Annotated in this window: 16 protein-coding genes; 5 read left to right on the top strand and 11 right to left on the bottom strand. The window is 74.6% G+C overall.

Translation table 11 applies throughout. From position 1 onward, the window contains the following. Positions 1-68 precede the first annotated feature (68 nt). A complete protein-coding gene (locus OG736_RS26595; RefSeq protein WP_327184636.1) occupies positions 69-1,127 on the bottom strand; it encodes a LacI family DNA-binding transcriptional regulator in 1,059 nt (352 codons plus the stop codon). A 153-nt stretch (positions 1,128-1,280) separates the two neighbouring features. Between OG736_RS26595 and OG736_RS26590 the strand changes: the two genes are divergently transcribed. Genes OG736_RS26590 through OG736_RS26580 form a run of 3 tightly spaced genes read left to right on the top strand, consistent with a single transcriptional unit; the run spans position 1,281 to position 6,033 of the window. Beyond that, complete coding sequence (locus tag OG736_RS26590; protein ID WP_327184635.1) at positions 1,281-3,584, top strand: beta-xylosidase/alpha-l-arabinosidase; 2,304 nt, start codon at positions 1,281-1,283, stop codon at positions 3,582-3,584. Positions 3,585-3,622: 38 nt separating this feature from the next. After that, entirely contained in the window at positions 3,623-5,077 is a 1,455-nt protein-coding gene (locus OG736_RS26585; RefSeq protein ID WP_327184634.1) for a M48 family metalloprotease, read from the top strand. Further along, the gene (locus OG736_RS26580) at positions 5,074-6,033 is read left to right on the top strand and encodes a hypothetical protein (protein ID WP_327184633.1); all 960 of its coding nucleotides are present in this window, start codon (positions 5,074-5,076) and stop codon (positions 6,031-6,033) included. Before OG736_RS26585 ends, OG736_RS26580 begins: the two co-directional genes overlap by 4 nt. 87 nt (positions 6,034-6,120) lie before the next feature. Here the strand turns inward: OG736_RS26580 and OG736_RS26575 are convergent, their stop codons facing one another. The 5 genes from OG736_RS26575 to tsaB are packed head-to-tail and all read right to left on the bottom strand — an operon-like array spanning position 6,121 to position 9,052. Next, positions 6,121-6,501 carry a hypothetical protein gene (locus tag OG736_RS26575; protein ID WP_327184632.1) on the bottom strand — a complete coding sequence of 127 codons (381 nt, stop codon included), beginning with the start codon at positions 6,499-6,501 and terminating at the stop codon, positions 6,121-6,123. Beyond that, complete coding sequence (locus OG736_RS26570) at positions 6,498-6,758, bottom strand: hypothetical protein (RefSeq protein WP_327184631.1); 261 nt, start codon at positions 6,756-6,758, stop codon at positions 6,498-6,500. The genes OG736_RS26575 and OG736_RS26570 overlap by 4 nt, the downstream gene beginning before the upstream one ends. Beyond that, positions 6,755-7,858 carry a tRNA (adenosine(37)-N6)-threonylcarbamoyltransferase complex transferase subunit TsaD gene (gene tsaD, locus OG736_RS26565; protein ID WP_327184630.1) on the bottom strand — a complete coding sequence of 368 codons (1,104 nt, stop codon included), beginning with the start codon at positions 7,856-7,858 and terminating at the stop codon, positions 6,755-6,757. Before tsaD ends, OG736_RS26570 begins: the two co-directional genes overlap by 4 nt. After that, positions 7,851-8,357: a ribosomal protein S18-alanine N-acetyltransferase gene (gene rimI, locus OG736_RS26560; protein ID WP_327187717.1), complete on the bottom strand. Its 507-nt coding sequence runs from the start codon at positions 8,355-8,357 to the stop codon at positions 7,851-7,853. The genes tsaD and rimI overlap by 8 nt, the downstream gene beginning before the upstream one ends. A gap of 41 nt (positions 8,358-8,398) precedes the next feature. Continuing rightward, positions 8,399-9,052 carry a tRNA (adenosine(37)-N6)-threonylcarbamoyltransferase complex dimerization subunit type 1 TsaB gene (gene tsaB, locus OG736_RS26555; protein ID WP_327184629.1) on the bottom strand — a complete coding sequence of 218 codons (654 nt, stop codon included), beginning with the start codon at positions 9,050-9,052 and terminating at the stop codon, positions 8,399-8,401. Between the two features lie 111 nt (positions 9,053-9,163). Here tsaB and OG736_RS26550 point away from each other — a divergent pair, with 111 nt between their 5' ends. Continuing rightward, positions 9,164-9,715, top strand: a complete 552-nt coding sequence (locus OG736_RS26550) for a hypothetical protein (RefSeq protein ID WP_327184628.1) — start codon at positions 9,164-9,166, stop codon at positions 9,713-9,715. Between the two features lie 167 nt (positions 9,716-9,882). Further along, complete coding sequence (locus tag OG736_RS26545) at positions 9,883-10,053, top strand: hypothetical protein (RefSeq protein WP_327184627.1); 171 nt, start codon at positions 9,883-9,885, stop codon at positions 10,051-10,053. A 71-nt stretch (positions 10,054-10,124) separates the two neighbouring features. Here OG736_RS26545 and tsaE read toward each other — a convergent pair whose 3' ends face one another. From tsaE to OG736_RS26520, 5 genes are all read right to left on the bottom strand, one after another. Continuing rightward, positions 10,125-10,658, bottom strand: coding sequence for a tRNA (adenosine(37)-N6)-threonylcarbamoyltransferase complex ATPase subunit type 1 TsaE (gene tsaE / locus OG736_RS26540; RefSeq protein WP_327184626.1), 534 nt, complete (start codon positions 10,656-10,658; stop codon positions 10,125-10,127). Further along, a complete protein-coding gene (locus OG736_RS26535; RefSeq protein ID WP_327184625.1) occupies positions 10,624-11,877 on the bottom strand; it encodes an alpha/beta fold hydrolase in 1,254 nt (417 codons plus the stop codon). Before OG736_RS26535 ends, tsaE begins: the two co-directional genes overlap by 35 nt. A 55-nt stretch (positions 11,878-11,932) precedes the next feature. Then, entirely contained in the window at positions 11,933-13,096 is a 1,164-nt protein-coding gene (gene alr / locus OG736_RS26530; RefSeq protein ID WP_327184624.1) for an alanine racemase, read from the bottom strand. A gap of 34 nt (positions 13,097-13,130) precedes the next feature. Beyond that, a complete protein-coding gene (locus OG736_RS26525) occupies positions 13,131-13,961 on the bottom strand; it encodes a L,D-transpeptidase family protein (protein WP_327184623.1) in 831 nt (276 codons plus the stop codon). A gap of 194 nt (positions 13,962-14,155) precedes the next feature. Next, positions 14,156-15,595, bottom strand: a complete 1,440-nt coding sequence (locus tag OG736_RS26520) for an NAD(P)H-hydrate dehydratase (protein ID WP_327184622.1) — start codon at positions 15,593-15,595, stop codon at positions 14,156-14,158. Positions 15,596-15,665 lie beyond the last annotated feature (70 nt).

Below are 15,665 nucleotides of genomic sequence, written 5' to 3'. Positions count from 1 at the left end.
GGAGGAGTGTGGAGGTGTCCGTCACACCCGTCAATACGTCAACTTCCGGCCACCCGCGTTTCCGCGCCCTACCGGGCGGGCGGCGCCCCGGTGCTCGTCCGCACCACCAGGCTCGTCGCCAGCTCCACCCGCGTCGCCGTCGGCGTCTCCTGGGACGCCGAGCGCCCCAGCTCCAGCACCAGCCGGGCGGCCGCCTCGGCCATCTCCGTGAGCGGCTGCCGGACGGTCGTCAGCGGCGGGCCCACCCAGCGGGCCACCGGCAGGTCGTCGAAGCCGACCACGCTCACGTCCTCCGGGATGCGCAGCCCCAGCTCACGGGCGGCCTCGTAGCAGCCGAGCGCCTGGAGGTCGTTGCCCGCGAAGACGGCGGTGGGCCGGTCGGGGCGGTCGAGGAGCTCGCGGCCGAGCCGGTAGCCGGTCTCGTGGTGGAAGTCCCCGGTCTTGATCAGCTGCTGGTCGACCGGCAGCCCGGCCGTCTCCAGCGCGGCCCGGTAGCCGTCGATCCGGGCGCGGCTGCACATCATCTGCGGCGGCCCGCTGATCGCCCCGATCCGTCGGTGCCCCAGTTCGACCAGATGCCGGGTCGCGGCGAGGCCGCCCTGCCAGTTGGTGGCCCCGATGGACGGCACGTCGGCGCCCGGGTCGCCGGCCGGGTCCATCACCACGAACGGGATGGACCGGCTGGTCAGCAGCGCCCGCTGGGACTCGTCGAGCCCGGACAGGACCAGCACGACCCCGTGCGGGCGGCGGGCCGCCACCTGGTCGGCCCAGGTCCGGCCGGGTGTGAGCCGTCCGGCGCTCTCGCTGAGCACGACACTCAGCCCGGCGTCGCGCGCCACGTTCTCCACGCCCCGGATGACCTCCATCGCCCAGGCGCTCTCCAGCTCGTGGAAGACCAGGTCGATCAGAGGGGAGCGGGTCGCCTCGGCGCGGCGGCGTCGGTAGCCGTGGGCGCGCAGCAGTTCCTCGACGCGGGTGCGGGTCGTCGGGGCGACATCGGCGCGGCCGTTGAGGACCTTCGAAACAGTCGGTGCCGATACGCCGGCCTCACGGGCGATCTCCGCGAGCGTCGCGGTCTGCGTCGGCCGCGCTTCTGTCCGCGTTTCCACGGGCTCCGAGGGTGTCATGGCGGCGATCGTATCGCCACGCGACCTCTTGACGAACCTATTGCGACGCCATAGGTTCCCGGAACATTCGAAGTACAGCTCGAAACATTCGTACCACTTGCTCTCCGCACCGACTGTCCACCTGGTGGCTCACCGACCTCTGACAGGAGTTTCATGACCACCGCCCCCTGGCGTGACCCCGCCCTGCCCGCCGCCGCCCGTGTCGACGACCTCCTCTCCCGGATGACCCTGGAGGAGAAGACCGCCCAGCTGTACGGCGTGTGGGTCGGCGCCGCGACGGACGGCGACGGAGTCGCCCCGCATCAGCACGACATGACCGCCGACTACGACTGGAACGAGCTGATCACCCGGGGGCTCGGCCAGCTGACCCGGTCCTTCGGCACCGCGCCCGTGGACCCCGCGCTCGGCGCCCGTGCGCTGGCCCTCGCCCAGCGGCGGATCGCCGCGGCCGGCCGCTTCGGCATCCCGGCCGTCGCCCACGAGGAGTGCCTGGCCGGCTTCACCGCCTGGCGGGCCACCGCCTACCCGGTCCCGCTGGCCTGGGGCGCCGCCTTCGACCCGCCGCTGGTGGAGGAGATGGGCCGGGCGATCGGCCGCGACCTGCGCGCGGTCGGCGTCCACCAGGGCCTCGCCCCCGTCCTGGACGTCGTCCGCGACCCGCGCTGGGGACGGGTCGAGGAGACGATCGGCGAGGACCCGTACCTGGTCGGCACGGTCGGCACGGCCTATGTCCGCGGGCTCGAGTCCGCCGGGGTCGTCGCCACGCTCAAGCACTTCGCGGGGTACGCCTCCTCGGCGGGCGCCCGCAACCTGGCCCCGGTGCGGGCGGGCACCCGGGAGTTCGCCGATGTGACCCTGCCGCCCTTCGAGATGGCCCTGCGGGAGGGCGGCGCCCGCTCGGTGATGGCGGCCTACACGGAACGCGACGGCGTCCCGGCCTCCGCCGACCCCGAACTGCTGACCCGCCTCCTGCGGGAGGAGTGGGGCTTCACCGGCACGGTCGTCGCCGACTACTTCGGCATCGGCTTCCTCCAGACCCTGCACCGGGTCGCCGGCACCCCCGCGGAGGCGGCCCACCTCGCCCTGGCGGCCGGCATCGATGTCGAGCTGCCCACCGTGAAGTACTACGGCGAGACACTGGTCGCGGCCGTGCGCGCCGGCGAACTCCCCGAGGAGCTGGTCGACCGGGCCGCCCACCGCGTCCTGCTCCAGAAGTGCGAACTGGGCCTGCTGGACGAGGACTGGCAGCCGCCGAGCCCCGAGTCGGTCGATCTCGACCCGGCGACGAACCGCGCCCTGGCCCGCCGGCTGGCGGAGGAGTCGGTGGTCCTGCTGGACAACCCCGACGGGCTGCTCCCCCTCGCTCCCGACACCCGCGTCGCCGTGGTCGGCCCGCGGGCTGCCGACGCGCTGGCGATGCTGGGCTGCTACTCCTTCCCGTCCCATGTCCTCACCCACCACCCCGAGGTGGACCTGGGCATCGAGATCCCCACCGTGCTGGACTCCCTGCGGGGCGAACTCCCCGACGCGAAGGTCACGTTCACGGAAGGGTGCGGAGTCTCGGACCCGGACCCCTCCGGCTTCACCGAGGCCATCGCCCGCGCCGCGGAGGCCGACGTCTGCGTGGCCGTCCTGGGCGACCGGGCGGGCCTGTTCGGCCGGGGCACCTCGGGCGAGGGCTGCGACGTGGCGGACCTGACCCTGCCCGGCGTCCAGGGCGAACTGCTGGACGCGCTGGTCGCGACGGGCGTCCCGGTCGTCCTGGTCCTGCTCACCGGCCGCCCGTACGCGCTCGGCCGCTGGCACGGGCGGCTGGGTGCGGTCGTCCAGGCCTTCTTCCCGGGCGAGGAGGGCGGTCCGGCGGTGGCGGGCGTGCTCTCGGGCCGGGTGAATCCCTCGGGCCGGCTTCCGGTGAGCGTGCCGCGCGTGCCGGGCGGTCAGCCCTGGACCTACCTCCAGCCGCCGCTGGGTCTGGCCGGCGAGGTCAGCAACCTGGACCCGACCCCGCTGTACCCGTTCGGACACGGGCGCTCGTACACGGAGTTCGCGTGGGAGGACTTCTCCGGCCCGGACGCGGAGATCGGCACGGACGGCTCGTACGACCTGTCCGTCACGGTCCGCAACACCGGCGGTCGGGCGGGCGCGGAGGTCGTGCAGCTGTATCTGCACGACCCGGTGGCGAGCGTCACCCGCCCCGACGTACGGCTGATCGGCTATCAGCGGCTGGAGCTGGCGGCGGGCGGGTCGGCGCGGGTGACCTTCCGCTTCCACGCCGACCTGTCGGCGTTCACCGACCGCGCGGGACGCCGGGTGGTCGAACCCGGGGATCTGGAGCTGCGGTTGGGGACGTCCAGCGGGCAGGTGCGGGAGGTGGCGCGGGTACGGCTCGCCGGGCCGGTGCGCGAGGTCGGGGCGGAGCGGCGGCTGCGGGGCGAGGCGGACGTCCTGCGGGATTGACGTGTTCGCGGGCGCTGTCCCTCTGTGACACTGACGCGGTGAAGTCCCCCGAGTACGCGGAGCTTGCGGAGCACAGGGGCCGTCAGTGGCTGCTCGGCGGGCTGCTGCTGACCCTCGCCTGGCTGCCGCCGGTCGGCTTCGGGGCGGGGCTGCTCGTCCTCTTCGTGCTCTGGAGGGATTCGCCCGCCCTGACGCTGCTGATCCTCTTCGTCGCCATCGTCACGAGGGGCGTGCTGGGGGCGCCGGGGCCCCTCCCCGGCCGCGTCGTACGCCCCGCCGACGAACCGGAGCTGGCCGCGCTGGTCCAGGACGTCGCCGATCGGCTCGGCTTCCGCCGGCCGCTCCTCGTGCGGATCGTGCCGGACGTCCGGGCGTCGCTGGGCCGCGCCCGGGTCTCCGGGGTGCGCACCCGGGTCCTTCTCCTGGGCCTGCCCCTGCTGCGCACCCTGACCGAGGCCCAGCTGGCGTCCGTGATCGCCCACGAACTCGCCCACGAGCGGCACGTGTCCAGCCCGCGCGCGACCTTGTTGCGGTACTCCCGAGCCCGGTCGGCGGAGCGCCTGGAAGGCCGCTTCCGCCCCCTGGCCCCTCTGGCGGGCGCCCTGCTGCGCGCCTCCCAGCCCGTGCTGTGGCGCGCGGAGACGGCCGCCGACGCCGACGCGGCCAGGATCGCCGGTACGGCGGCGACGGCCGGGGCGCTGCGCCGGACGGCCCTCGTCGGCTCGGTGTTCGAGCGCCTCGGCGAGACCTGGCTGTCCCAGCTGGCCGAAGAGGAGTCCTACCCCGAGGACTTCTACGACGCCCTGGACGCCGCCCTCAGCGACCCGCACGTGGCCCGCCGCGCGGCCCGCGCCGCCGCGGAGGACGACGCCCTCGACCCGTACGCCACGGCCGACCACCCGCCCCTGCGACAGCGGCTGGCGGCCCTGCCCACCCACCCGGAGGCGCCCTACGGCCCCGCGCCCCTCGGTCTGCGCACGGCGGCGACGGTGGAGACGTGGTGCCTCCGGCAGATCACCGGGCACGAGGACGGCGGGACGGCCACCGACGGCACCCCGGTGCGCCTCCTCGGCACGGACGCGGACCGACGCCGGCAGCTGGAGGACGGCACGGGCCCCCTCCTGCTGTGCCTCACCACCCGCCGGAAGGCCCCGGAGGAGGCGGTGGCGGTCGCCCTGGACGCCATCGCCGACGGGACCTGGCCCCGGCTGGCCCGTCGGCTCGAACCGTCCCTGCGGCGGGCGCCCGCCGCCGCACGCGACCGGCTCGCGCGGAGCGCCCTCATGGCCGCCGTGAGCCGGACGCTCGTCGGGCCGCTGCGCGCGGCCGGCTGGACACCCGCGGGCCCCTGGCTCGACACCGTCCTCACCGCGCCCGACGGAGGCGATGCCGTCGACGTCCACCAGCTGGTGGGCGAGGCACTGGACAGCGGGGACCCGGGGCCGCTGCGCGCGCTGCCGATGTCCGCGGGACCGAGGGAGAAGACCGGATGAACCGCCCCGGCCCCGCCCTGCGCACCGGCCTCCTCGGCCTGGCCGTCGTCCTCACCGGCTACGCCCTGCTCGCCGCGTGGGCGGGGTGGCACGCCGAGCGCTACGCGGACGCCCGCGACCGGGCCACCGCACGGACGGTCGGCGTGGTCGTCGCGGACGGCATCGGCGACGACCGGGACGTCCGCGTGCGCTGGACGGACGACGAGGGCCGGTCGCACCTCCAGCGGTTCGCCGTCCACGGCACCGACCGCCACGCCGAGGGCGAGGACTTCCCCGTCGCCTACGACCCCGCCACCGCCGAGGGCTTCCCGGCCGACCCGGACGAGACGGCGCGGGAGGACGACCTCCTCGCCCCGGTCTTCCTGGGCACGGCGGTCGCCCTCCCCCTGGTCGGGATCTGGCTCTGGCGCGGCCTGCGCTTCCGCCTCACGGCCCGCCGCCGGGGCCGCCCGATGACGGCCCGGGTCCGCTGCGGCAGCCGCCGCCCGGCGATCTGGCCGAACCGGACCACGAGCTGGCTGTGGCTCACCTCCCCCGAGGGCACGGACCACTGGCAGCGGGTCATGTGGCACCCGGCCCTGGACTGCTTGCCCGCCGGGGCCCCGGTCACCGCCCACGGCTCACCCGGCCGCCCGACGGTGGTCGCCCTCCCCGACGGCACCCGCCTGGTCCCGCTCGGAAGGCTGCGCCACCGCCGTCCGCCGGGCATGTCCTTCGCCGACCAGGAGGCCGTCCGCGCGGATCTGCGGGACGCGTTCGTGCTCCCCGCCGACACCGTCGCACGCCCGACCGGTCCCTGGCGGCGCGGTGCCGTGACGGCCGCGTCGAGCACCGTCCTCGGTGTCGTCGCGGGCTTCGTCCTGACCGACGGGAGCCTGGTCCGGACGGTGACCTTCGCCCTCTGCGCGGGAACCCTGGCGACGTCGGTGTGGGCACTGTCGGCACCACAGCCGTAGCCGCAACCGTGCCCGTAGCGGGCGACGAGGCAGGGCGAGCGCACCGCACGGTGCTCGCCTGACTCCGTTCACCTCACGCCGTTCACCTCACGCCGTACGTTCGTCCCCCGTCGCGAAGTACCGGTCCACGTACTCCCCCGGCGGCAGCGTGCTCGCGCGCATGAGGGAGAACACCTCGGCGCCGTCGCCGGGCGTCCCGAACAGGGTGAAGGCCTGGGCGAGCCGCGCGTACTCGACGCCGTCGAGGTCCTCGCAGTACTCGGCGGCCTCGGTCTCCGCCCGCTCGATCGCCTCGGCCGCCGACCGCGCCGTCCACAGGGTGATGCGCTCCTCGTAGACGCCCAGGGGGCCGTGCCGGAAGACGCACCGGACGCCGTACCAGGACGGTTCGTCGGTCGGTTCGTCGGTCGGTTCGTCCGGGGTGGGGCCTGCGCACCCGCTCCTCGCGGACGGGCCCCGGCCGCTCACGTCTGGTCCGGCACCGGCTCGAACCGCCACCGGTGCGCGGCCCGGCTCACCAACGCCGCGTCGGGATCGGGAAGTTCGGGGAGGACGGCGTCGTAGTCGGCGTCCCACCAGGTGATGACCAGCACCCGGTCCTGCGGGGCGCGGAAGGTCTCCCGGCGCCTGGGCGCGGGCGCGAGATCCTGCGCCCGCGCCCAGGCCAGCAGGTCCTCGCCCCGGCCGGTGACCGCCCGGGCCTCCCACATCAGCGCGACCGTCATGAGTAGAGGTTGTCCTTGCCGGTCTCGTGGGCGTGGACATGGTCGTGGTCGTGCGGGCGGCCCGGCACATGCGGGTCGGTCACCGGCAGCGAGGAGTCCGCCGACAGGTCCCAGTCGGACGCGGCGCGTCCCCGGGCCACCATCTCCGCGCCCAGGGCCGCCACCATCGCGCCGTTGTCCGTGCACAGCTTGGCGCGCGGGACGCGCAGCCGGATGCCGGCGGCCTCGCAGCGCTCCTTGGCCAGGGCCCGCAGCCGGGTGTTCGCGGCCACGCCGCCGCCGATCATCAGGTGGTCGACGCCCTCGTCCTTGCAGGCCCGTACGGCCTTGCGGGTCAGGACGTCCACGACCGCCTCCTGGAAGGAGGCCGCCACGTCACGGACCGGGACCTCCTCGCCCGCCGCCCGCTTCGCCTCGATCCAGCGCGCGACCGACGTCTTCAGCCCGGAGAAGGAGAAGTCGTACACCGGGTCGCGCCGGCCGGTCAGGCCGCGCGGGAACGCGATCGCCGAGGGGTCGCCCTCGCGCGCGTAGCGGTCGATGACCGGGCCGCCCGGGAAGCCCAGGTTCAGCACCCGGGCGATCTTGTCGAAGGCCTCGCCCGCCGCGTCGTCGATGGTCGCGCCCATCGGACGGACGTCGGAGGTGATGTCGCTGGACAGCAGCAGGGACGAGTGGCCGCCGGACACCAGCAGCGCCATCGTCGGCTCGGGCAGCGCGCCGTGCTCCAGCTGGTCCACGCAGATGTGGGAGGCGAGGTGGTTCACCCCGTAGAGGGGCTTGCCGAGGGCGTAGGCGTACGCCTTCGCCGCCGAGACGCCGACCAGCAGGGCGCCGGCGAGACCGGGACCGGCCGTGACCGCGATGCCGTCGAGGTCCTTCGGGCTCACCCCCGCTTCCTTCAGCGCCCGCTCGATGGTCGGGACCATCGCCTCGAGGTGGGCCCGGGACGCCACCTCCGGCACGACCCCGCCGAAACGGGCGTGCTCGTCGACGCTGGAGGCGATCGCGTCCGCCAGCAGGGTCGTGCCGCGCACGACGCCCACGCCGGTCTCGTCGCAGGAGGTCTCGATCCCCAGAACCAGGGGTTCGTCAGCCATTGTTCTCGGTTTCCTGTGTCCCTTGTACCGGAGTCGGTACTGATGTCGATGGATCGGTCAGCCGCATCACCAGGGCGTCCACGTTCCCCGGCTGGTAGTAGCCGCGCCGGAAGCCGATGGCCTCGAAGCCGAAGCGTTCGTAGAGCTTCTGGGCGCGCACGTTGTCGATCCGGCACTCCAGCATGACCTCGGCGCACTCGAAGGCGGTCGCCGCGCGCAGCAGCTCCGTCAGCAGGCGGCCGCCGAGCCCGGTGCCCCAGTGGCCGCGGGCGACGGCGATGGTCTGGACGTCGGCGAGGTCTCCGGCCGCGGCCAGCCCCGCGTACCCGACGATCCGCTCGCCTTCGGCCGTGGTGTCGACCGCGACGAGATAGCGCCGGGTCGCCTCGGGGCCGCGGGCATGGGCCAGGTCGGACCAGAACATGCCCCGTGACCAGGCGTCCTCGGGGAAGAGGTCCTTCTCCAGCTCCAGCACGGGTTCGATGTCCCACCAGCGCATCTCACGCAGCACGGGCCGTCCGGTGGGGTTGGCGGCTTCGGTCACTTGGGGGTGACCACCTTGTAGTTCTTCGGCACCTGGGCGTCCGGCCGGCGCAGGTACAGCGGGCGGGGGGCCGGCAGCTCCTCGCCCCGGACGAGCCGCTCGGCGGCGAGCGAGGCGAGGGCGGCGGCCGAGACGTGCTCGGGCTCGTGCGCCTCGGGGAAGGTGTCCGGGTACAGCAGCGCGCCCGCGCCGACGGACGGCAGCCCGGCCACCTCGTCGGCGATGTCGGCGGGCCGGTCCACCGCGGGGCCCGAGACCCGGGTCCGGGAGTTGTCGTAACGCGCCCAGTAGACCTCCTTGCGGCGGGCGTCGGTCGCCACGACGAAGGGGCCGTCGAGGTCGGACGCGTAGGCGAGGCCGTCGAGCGTGCACAGACCGTGCACCGGGACGCCGAGCGCGAGCCCGAAGGTGTCGGCGGTCATCAGACCGACTCTCAGTCCCGTGTACGGGCCGGGGCCGACGCCGACGACGATCCCGGTGACGGCGTCGAGACTGCGCCCGGCCCCGGCGAGCAGCCGGTCGACGGCCGGCAGCAGCAGCTCGCCGTGCCGGCGCGCGTCCACCTGGCTCGAGGAGGCGATGACGTCCGTGCCGTCGTGCAGCGCGACGGTGACGGCGGGGGTGGCGGTATCCAGAGCGAGCAAGAGCACGCAAACAGCCTACGGCTCCCGTGCCCCGGACATGGCCGCACCGGTCGGAGGCGTGACGACTGCTAACGTCACCGCGAAACGTGACGTACGGGACAGACTGGGTGGTCGTCGATGCCAAGCAACAGCTCGACTTTCGTGGCCGGGCTCACCTCGGCGGCCCTGGCGACGGTCGCGTTCCTCACGTTCCAGGCGTCGGCGAGCGCACCCGCCGACCTGACCCGGCCGCAGCGCAGCGGCGCCCCCGCGAACGCGGCGAAGGCACCTCGGGACAAGGACCGTCCCGCCGCGCTGCCGGCCGACTCCGGCCTCGGCACGCGGGTGGTGTACTCGCTGGACGACGACCGGGTGTGGCTGGTCGGGGCGGACGGCGGGGTCAAGCGCACGTTCGAGGTCGCCCCCGGCAGTGTGGACCCGCTCCCGGGCACGTACGCCGTCACCTCCCGCGCGGCCGCGGTCACCGGCACCGACGGCACCCCCATCGAGCACGTCGTGCGCTTCACCACCGCGAACGACGTGACGATCGGCTTCAGCGCGGCGCTGGACGGCTCGCTGCCCGAGCCCGACCCGACGATGAAGACGGGCGGCATCCGGCAGACCGTCGCGGACGGCGACGCGATGTGGGACTTCGCGACGATCGGACAGGCCGTCGTCGTGATCCCGTAGGCGTGGCCCGGACTCGGGCCCGGGGTGCGGCGCCCGAGTATCCCGTGAACGTTCCGACGAGACGTCGGCAAAATGTTGCGTCGGGTGTCCGGTGCGTGGTCACATGGTATCAACTTCGTAGTTAGGTCTACCTAACTACGTCCGCCCCCGAACCTCAGGAGGCGTCCATGTCGGTCACCGAGCCCAAGGGCCGGCCGTCGCGGCCGTTCACGCTCGCCGGTGTGTCCATGCGTGATCTGCTGGCCTCGTGCGCGGCCGCGGAAGCCGTCTCGACGCCGCCGCGGCTGCCCGACCCGGCACTCACGGAGCAGCCGGTGGAGCGTCCCAAGGCGGCGTGAGCCCCACCGGCGCCCGGCCCCGCGCCACCCGTCCGGCCGACCGCACGCCGATCAGGGCGACCGCCCGTCGGTCAGACCGACAGCACGCCGAGGTCCGCCGAGGCCCAGCGCTCGCCGAGCCCCGTCACCGTCACGTGCCGCACCTCGTCCGTGGTGTCGCCGACGGCACGGTGGATGAGGACCTGGAGCCGGTCGTCGGTCAGTTCCTCGACCTTGCCCTCGCCCCACTCCACGACGATCACCGAAGCGGGCAGCGACACGTCGAGGTCGAGGTCCTCCATCTCGTCGAGCCCGCCGCCCAGGCGGTACGCGTCGACGTGGACGAGCGGCGGACCCTCCCCGAGGGAGGGGTGCACGCGGGCGATCACGAACGTCGGGGAGGTGACGGCACCCCGGACCCCGAGCCCCGCACCGAGCCCGCGGGTGAGCGTCGTCTTGCCCGCGCCGAGTTCCCCGCTGAGCATCACGAGATCACCCGCGCGCAACAGCTCGGCGAGACGACGGCCCAGCTCACCCATCTGCTCGGGGGAGTTGACGACGATCTCGACGCGGTTTCCGAGAGATCCGGGCTCAGCCGGGTTGTGCGCTGCTGCTGGTGCTTCCATAGCCGTTCACGGTAGCTCCTGCGGGCACGGCACCCGCGCGGGTGAGCAGGTCGGCGAGGCGGTCGGTGACCACTTCCGGGTGTTCCAGCATCACGAGATGCCCGGCGTCGGGGACGAGGACCAGCTCGGCGTCCGGCAGCAGGTCGGCGATCGCCTCGCTGTGCTCGCTCGGCGTGACCAGGTCCCCGATCCCGGCGAGCACCAGCACCGGCATGTCGGTGAAACAGGCCAGCGCCTCGGTCTTGTCGTGATCCGTGAACGCCGGGTAGAACTCGGCGACCACGTCGATCGGCGTGCCCTCGATCATCCGCTCGGCGAACCGCGCCACCGCCGGGTCCACGTCCCGCGACGCGAACGAGTACCGCTTGATGATCCCGGCGAAGAGATCGGCGGTGGCCCGCCGCCCCTTCTCCACCAGGGCCGCCTGCTGTCCCAGTGCCTTCAGCACTCCCGGCAGCACCCGCCGCACCGCGTTCACGCCCGCGACCGGCAGCCCGAAGTTGACCTCGCCGAGCCGCCCCGAGGACGTACCGACGAATGCGGTGGCGACGACCCGCTCGCGGATCAGCTCGGGGTACAGCGCGGCCAGGGCCATCACCGTCATCCCGCCCATGGAGTGGCCGACGAGCACGATCGGCCCCTCCGGCACGGCCGCGTCGATCACGGCCCGCAGGTCGCGCCCCAGCTGATCGATGGTGACCGGCTCGCCGTCCCGTATCTGGGCGTCGCCGCGCCCGGACCGGCCGTGACTGCGCTGGTCCCAGTGCACGGTCCGTACGACGCCCCGCAGGGCCGCCCGCTGGAAGTGCCAGGAGTCCTGGTTGAGGCAGTAGCCGTGGCTGAAGACCACGGTGACGGGGAGCGGGGCCTTGCGCCCGAAGAGCCTGCGCCGCCGGTTCGCCGGTCCGCCCTGCGGCTCGACGTCGTCGACCTCGTAGTACAGCTCGGTGCCGTCCTCGGCGTACGCCTTGCCGGGAGTGCCGCGCAGGCCGCCGTACGGCCCCGTCGAGTCGAGGGCCAGCCGGGCCTTCGCCCGCATGCCGCGGCCGACGGTCATCCGCTCCAGGGCGACGCCCGCCGCGGCGCCCGCGGCGATCACGCCTATCGCGGCGCCGGCGATGCCGGTCGCCCGGCGCCACCCCCCGCCCGCCCCCGTGGCGGAGGCGGCAACGACCGCCGAGGCGGCGCTCGCCACCACCTCCGCGCTGCTCTCGCTCACGTACCGCTCCTCTTTGGCCGATGCCCGTGTACTGACTGCGGGTTACCCGTCTTGGTCACTCATTCACATAGACGCGGGGTACGCGCGATCCGATGCGCGTGACGATCTCGTACCCGATGGTCCCGGCCGCCTGGGCCCAGTCCTGCGCCGTGGGTTCGCCGCGGTCGCCGGGTCCGAAGAGGACCGCCTCCGCGCCGGGGCCGGGCTCGTCGCCGCCGAGGTCGACGACGAACTGGTCCATGGCGATCCGGCCGGCCGCCGTCCGCCACTTGCCGGCCACCAGCACCGGACCGCTCCCGGAGGCGTGCCGGGGAACACCGTCCGCATAGCCGAGGGGGACCAGGCCCAGGGTGGTCTCGCCCGGGGTGACGTAGTGGTGGCCGTAGCTCACGCCGTGGCCGCCCGGGACGTGCTTCACCAGGGCCAGCGAGGCCGCGAGGGTCATCACCGGGCGCAGCCCGAAGTCGGCGGCGGAGCCCAGCTCGGGGCTCGGCGACAGGCCGTACATCGCGATGCCCGGTCGGACCAGGTCGAAGTGGGTCTCCGGGAGCGTGAGCGTGGCCGGGGAGTTGGCGATGTGCCGCACCTCGGGCCGCACGCCCTGCCGTTCGGCGTACGCCACCATCTCGTGGAAACGGTCGAGCTGGGGCGCGACGGAGGGATGCCCGGGCTCGTCGGCGCAGGCGAAGTGCGACCACAGCCCGGTGACCCGGAGCAGCCCCTCGCCCTCGGCCCGCAGCGCCTCGCCCACCAGCTCGGGCCAGTCGGCGGGCTGACAGCCGTTGCGCCCGAGCCCGGTGTCGGCCTTGAGCTGCACGCGGGCGGCCCGCCCGGCGGCCCGGGCCCCCTCGACTGCCTCCCGCAGGGCCCAGAGCCCGCTCACCGACACGTCGAGGCCGGCCTCGACCGCCTCCCGCCAGGGCCCGCCCGGCGTCCACAGCCAGCACATGATCCTGACGTCCGCCGGCAGCCCGCCGTCCGCGCGCAGCGCCAGCGCCTCCTCGGGCGTGGCGGTGCCCACCCAGCCGGCGCCGGCCGCGACCGCGGCGCGGGCGCAGGGGGCGGCCCCGTGCCCGTACCCGTCGGCCTTCACCACGGCCATGAACTCCGCGCCCGGCGCCTTGGCGCGCAACGTACGCACGTTGGCCCGCAGCGCGGCCAGGTCGATCTCGGCACGGGCGCGCGACGGGGTGGCGGGCGGCTTGGCAGTCTCACTCATCGCGCCCAGTGTCTCAGAGGGCCCGGACAGCCCCCTAAGTATCGGGCCGGTGCCCCCACACGTAGACCCGGTCGCCCTTCTTCAGCACGCTCCACAGCCTGCGCGCGTCACCGACGGTGAGATTGACGCAGCCCATGGAGCCGATGGTGGTGTGGATGCTGTCGTAGACGGCGTGGAAGGCCTGGCCGCCGTCGAAGAACTGCGCGTACGGCATGGGGGCGTTGTACAGCGTGGAGACGTGGTTCTTGTGCCGCCAGTAGACGGTGTGCCACCCCTTGCGGGTCGGGTACACGGCCCGTCCGCTGCGCATCGACACGGGTCCGAAGACGACCTTCGTCCCCTTCTGCACCCAGGTCAGTTGCCGGTCGAGATCGACGCAGGCGACCCGACGGGTCCGCACCGGACACTTCTTCCGGGCGTTGGGGTTCTTCCTCGCGGCGACGAGCTGCATCCGCGCCCAGGTGACGGGCCCGGCGAACCCGATCGCGGGCTCGATCCCCTGCTGCCGCTGGAACGCCCGGATCGCCTTGCAGTCGGCGGCGGACTGCTTCCCGTCCACGGTCAGCTTCAGCCACCGCTCGACCGCCCGCTGGTAGGGCCCGGCCCGCTTGCTGCACGCCACCCGGGTCATCACCTCGTCCAGCGGCACGTACTCGACGAGCGCGTACGTCCCGTCCACCGCGTCCCGCGGCTCGACGGCGTCCTCGGCGGCGGTGGGCGTGTACACACGCGGCGCGAGCACCTGGTCGGGCGTGTCGATCTCCCAGGACGGAGGTGCCGGAGGAGGAGCGGCGCGAGCAGGCGTGCCAAGGGGAAGAAGCGCGACGGCAGCAAGAAGCAGGGCCACGGTCCGTGTGCTGAACATCCGATCAGACAAGCGCGCGATCCGAGGCGCCCAGGGCTGCCGCGCGGCAGCGTCACCCTTTCAGCGGGGGGACTCCCAGCCCGTCCGGCGTGTGAGGGCGAGGCCGCCCAGGCCGAAAGCGGGGGGCTGGGGGCGGCAGCCGCCAGGGACGGGAAGGAAAGGGGCTGGGGGGGGGCGAGAGAACCCCCGGCCCCCTACCGCCGCACGTCCCGCCAGGCCCCCGCAACCGCCGCAGCCACGTCCTGCGCCCCCACCGGCGCCCCGTCCGCGGCGAACCGCCCCGCCAGCCCGTGCAGATAGGCCCCCACACTCCCCGCGTCCAACGCACTCAGCCCCGCCGCCAGCAACGACCCCGCAAGCCCCGACAGCACATCCCCGCTCCCGGCCGTGGCCAGCCATGCCGTCCCCGTAGCGTTCACCCGCACCGTCCCCGCACCACCCGCGTCCGCGACCAGCGTCGTCGACCCCTTCAGCAACACGGTCGCCCGGTAGCGGGCCGCCAGCTCCCGCGCGGAACGCAGCCGGGCCCCCTCCACCTCCTCCCGCGCGACCCCCAGCAGCGCGGCCGCCTCCCCCGCATGCGGTGTCATCAGCGTCGGCGCGGTCCGCCCGCGCACCGCGTCGGCGTCCGCGAGGCGCAGCCCGTCGGCGTCGATCAGCACCGGCACCTCGGCGGACAGCACCTCCGCCACCGTCTTGGCGTCGTCCCCGGCGCCCGGCCCGACGACCCAGGCCTGCACCCGCCCGGCCTGCCGGGGCCCCTGGTCGGACACGAGCGTCTCGGGGAACCGCGCGACGACCGCGTCCCCGGCCGGCCCCACGTACCGCACGGCCCCCGCCCCGCCCCGCAGCGCCCCCGCGACGGCCAGCACGGCGGCCCCCGGATACCGGGCGGAGCCGGCGGCGATCCCGACGACGCCCCGCCGGTACTTGTCGCTCTCGCCGCCGGGCACGGGCAGCAGGGCGGCCACGTCCGCGTGCTGAAGGGCCGCCAGCTCGGGCTCGGCGGGCAACTCGCCCCCGAGCCCGATGTCGACGAGCCGCACCGACCCGGCGTACTCCCGCGCCGGATCGACGAGCAGCCCCGGCTTGTGCGTGCCGAACGTGACGGTGAGGTCGGCACGGATCGCGCTCCCGTGCACCTCGCCGGTGTCGGCGTCGACACCGCTGGGCAGGTCGACGGCGACGACGACGGCCCGGGCCTCGGCGACGATCGCGGCCAGCGAGGCCGCCTCCGGCCTCAGTCCGCCCTTCCCGCCGATCCCGACGATGCCGTCGAGCACGAGGTCGGCCCGCCGGACGACCGCTTCGGCGCCGGCCGGCGCGACCGTGTGCCCGCCCGCCCGCCGCAGGGCCGCGAGCCCTCCGGCGTGCGTCCGCTCGGGCGCGAGCAGCACCGCGGTCACGCCCGCCCCCCGTCGGGCGAGCCGGGCGCCGGCGTACAGGGCGTCACCCCCGTTGTCGCCGCTGCCGACCAGCAGCACGACCCGCCGCCCGTACACCCGCCCCAGCAGGTCGGCACAGGCGGCGGCGAGCCCGGCGGCGGCCCGCTGCATGAGGGCCCCTTCCGGGACCCTGGCCATCAGCTCCCGCTCGGCACGACGGACGGTCTCGACGCGGTAGGCAGTACGCATACGGTCGAGTCTCCCCCGGACTCCCCCGCCACCGCACGCCGTCGGCTCACCCTGCGGTGCATCCTTCGGT

The organism is Streptomyces sp. NBC_01334, assembly GCF_035983595.1.
Taxonomy (GTDB): domain Bacteria; phylum Actinomycetota; class Actinomycetes; order Streptomycetales; family Streptomycetaceae; genus Streptomyces; species Streptomyces coriariae.
The sequence above is the reverse complement of the archived record's forward strand: the minus strand, read 5'-3'. Positions and strand labels throughout refer to the sequence as shown.

Bases quoted from the DNA above. Each gene is read 5' to 3' on its own strand.
- OG736_RS26545 (WP_327184627.1), top strand. From the start codon at position 9,883: ATGTCGGTCACCGAGCCCAAGGGCCGGCCGTCGCGGCCGTTCACGCTC.
- tsaD (WP_327184630.1), bottom strand. From the start codon at position 7,858: ATGGCTGACGAACCCCTGGTTCTGGGGATCGAGACCTCCTGCGACGAG.
- OG736_RS26520 (WP_327184622.1), bottom strand. From the start codon at position 15,595: ATGCGTACTGCCTACCGCGTCGAGACCGTCCGTCGTGCCGAGCGGGAG.
- OG736_RS26570 (WP_327184631.1), bottom strand. From the start codon at position 6,758: ATGACGGTCGCGCTGATGTGGGAGGCCCGGGCGGTCACCGGCCGGGGC.
- alr (WP_327184624.1), bottom strand. From the start codon at position 13,096: ATGAGTGAGACTGCCAAGCCGCCCGCCACCCCGTCGCGCGCCCGTGCC.
- OG736_RS26550 (WP_327184628.1), top strand. From the start codon at position 9,164: ATGCCAAGCAACAGCTCGACTTTCGTGGCCGGGCTCACCTCGGCGGCC.
- rimI (WP_327187717.1), bottom strand. From the start codon at position 8,357: ATGCGCTGGTGGGACATCGAACCCGTGCTGGAGCTGGAGAAGGACCTC.
- OG736_RS26595 (WP_327184636.1), bottom strand. From the start codon at position 1,127: ATGACACCCTCGGAGCCCGTGGAAACGCGGACAGAAGCGCGGCCGACG.
- OG736_RS26525 (WP_327184623.1), bottom strand. From the start codon at position 13,961: ATGTTCAGCACACGGACCGTGGCCCTGCTTCTTGCTGCCGTCGCGCTT.
- OG736_RS26590 (WP_327184635.1), top strand. From the start codon at position 1,281: ATGACCACCGCCCCCTGGCGTGACCCCGCCCTGCCCGCCGCCGCCCGT.
- OG736_RS26580 (WP_327184633.1), top strand. From the start codon at position 5,074: ATGAACCGCCCCGGCCCCGCCCTGCGCACCGGCCTCCTCGGCCTGGCC.
- tsaE (WP_327184626.1), bottom strand. From the start codon at position 10,658: ATGGAAGCACCAGCAGCAGCGCACAACCCGGCTGAGCCCGGATCTCTC.